The sequence below is a fragment of the Laceyella sediminis genome (assembly GCF_003003125.1).
Classification (GTDB): Bacteria; Bacillota; Bacilli; order Thermoactinomycetales; family Thermoactinomycetaceae; genus Laceyella; species Laceyella tengchongensis.
Map to the genome: position 1 here is coordinate 1 of NZ_PVTZ01000036.1, position 1,969 is coordinate 1,969.

Annotated in this window: 2 protein-coding genes; one reads left to right on the plus strand and one right to left on the minus strand. The window is 39.2% G+C overall.

The window, feature by feature from the left end; genetic code table 11:
- Positions 1 to 62: 62 nt before the first annotated feature.
- Positions 63 to 803 (plus strand): N-acetylmuramoyl-L-alanine amidase, encoded by a 741-nt coding sequence (locus tag CLV36_RS16820; RefSeq protein ID WP_106343407.1) that lies wholly within the window; start codon positions 63 to 65, stop codon positions 801 to 803.
- Between the two features lie 61 nt (positions 804 to 864).
- Here CLV36_RS16820 and CLV36_RS16825 read toward each other — a convergent pair whose 3' ends face one another.
- The gene (locus CLV36_RS16825) at positions 865 to 1,626 is read right to left on the minus strand and encodes a tetratricopeptide repeat protein (protein WP_245888406.1); all 762 of its coding nucleotides are present in this window, start codon (positions 1,624 to 1,626) and stop codon (positions 865 to 867) included.
- Between the last annotated feature and the right edge of the window lie 343 nt (positions 1,627 to 1,969).

Here is a 1,969-nt window from a genome sequence, read left to right on the forward strand (position 1 = left end):
ATCCCTCCACAGCTTCAGAAAGGAATTGAGATCTTACGGAAAAGGAAAGGAGAAGGATAAAGATGAAAGTAGTCATTGATCCTGGGCATGGTGGCTCAGACACGGGTGCAGTTGGTGCAGTTGGTTTTGGACTTAGGGAGGCAGATGTTGCGTTGCAATTGGCAGAGTTGGTGGGAGAACATTTCGGGAAGTATGAAGGTGCGGTAGTTACCTTCACACGTAACCGGAACACTTCGTCCTCCTACCCTGCGCCACCAGCGGGATTAAGAAAAAGAATTGCCTATGCGAATAATACAAATGCTGATCTCTTTTTGTCGTTGCATTGCAACGCAGGCGGAGGATCGGGATTTGAATCTTATATTGCCAAGGGAGCTCCGGCTCGTACCCAAAGAATTCAAAAGGCGATCAATGATCAGGTGTTGTCTTATCTCAAAGGCTATAACATTGGCCCGCATGGACAACCAGCTAAAAATGATAGTCAGGCTGCTCGTTCCCGGATCGCGGTTCTTCAGGATACCAAAATGAGTGCAGTCTTACTAGAGTGCCTGTTTATTGATAATGCCAAGGAAAATAAGTTGTTGTGTGATCGGCAATTCTTGGACGGGCTGGCAAAGGCCATTGTTAAAGGCGTTGCGGCTGCGTTTGGGTTGAAAGAGAAAGTGAATAAGCCAAAGCAGATGTACAGAGTGATGGTGGATGGGAAGGAGGCAGTGGATACGGCTTATGAAAGTAAGATTAATGATACAGTGACAAGAGCAATCAGCTCCCAAAAAAATGAGATAACAATCAGAAAGATAATGTAATCAAAGATAAGGGAACCACTTAGAAAGAAAGTGGTTCCCTTATACAAATCAAATTGTGCTTTTAAGCATCGGGTGGATCTGCAGAGTTGATTTTAATTGAGTTAGTCTGAGAGTCTGGTCGCATATTCACTTCACCCCCTTGCGGTAGATGTAAATTCAGTTTATTCATGTGTATTTGTATGAAGCGTTTTTCATAGTCTTGATAATCTTTCGAGTCTTTATCTGTGCATATCAGTAATTTAATTAAAATGCTATCTTCTTTTTTATCGAAATCGCTTTGTTTTTTGGTTAGAGAAAGTGCTTCTTCAAAGCATTGTCTAGCTTTCTTGTAATTTGGTTCAGCAAGATAACAATCTCCAAGCCCAACTAGTGCTTCGTTTAGCCGATGAACATCGTTACACTTTCTCCCTAATTTAACAGCTTCTTCGAGTAGTTCCTTCGCCTTGACTACGTTCTTTTGCTTCAAATATAACAGACCCAATTGTGTTTGACTAGTTACAAGAAGATAATCACGTCGTATATATTTTTCTAGATTTAGTGCAGTCCTAAAGCATCTTTGAGCCTCAGCTAACTGGTTTTTTTCAATATAACAACCTCCTAGTGTTGTCCAAAGTTCGTATGATCTATCGTACATCTTGTCAATCCTAGCTCTTTCAATACCTTCTTTAGTAATTGAGATAGCTTTATCATACAATTGCATTTTAAAAAAGAATTTTGCTTGTAGATCATACATATTTAAAAGTGCTTCTGTACTAGGAATATTGTTTTGTTCTGACCACAACTCTTCAAGGATTTGAAGGGATTCACCAACTTTATTGTCCATTTCCAAGTAGATTGCCTTACTGACTTTTAGATAATGCTTGATATATCTTCTGTACTGATTTTCTACATATGAGTCTAACCCCTTCTCAACGTAATGAAGGGCCTCTTTAATACTGTTTGAATGCATTATTCGTCCAATCTCATAATAGGCAGCCGCTCTTAGATTTGTTTCGTTTTTTGTTATATCTGCTTGTTGAATTGATTTAAGGTAATAAGAGTGTGCTTTTTTTAGTAAGGATTTTTTCGAATCGGATTAACCCCTTAATTTTGGACAGAGTGTATCTTAAGCTCGCTTTTTCACCCTTTTTCAACTAAACTCGAACGGTTGAAGTCAAAATCAAATG

What these genes read in the sequence shown, in the direction of transcription:
- CLV36_RS16825 (WP_245888406.1), bottom strand. Translation starts at nt 1,626, where the DNA reads ATGGACAATAAAGTTGGTGAATCCCTTCAAATCCTTGAAGAGTTGTGG.
- CLV36_RS16820 (WP_106343407.1), top strand. Translation starts at nt 63, where the DNA reads ATGAAAGTAGTCATTGATCCTGGGCATGGTGGCTCAGACACGGGTGCA.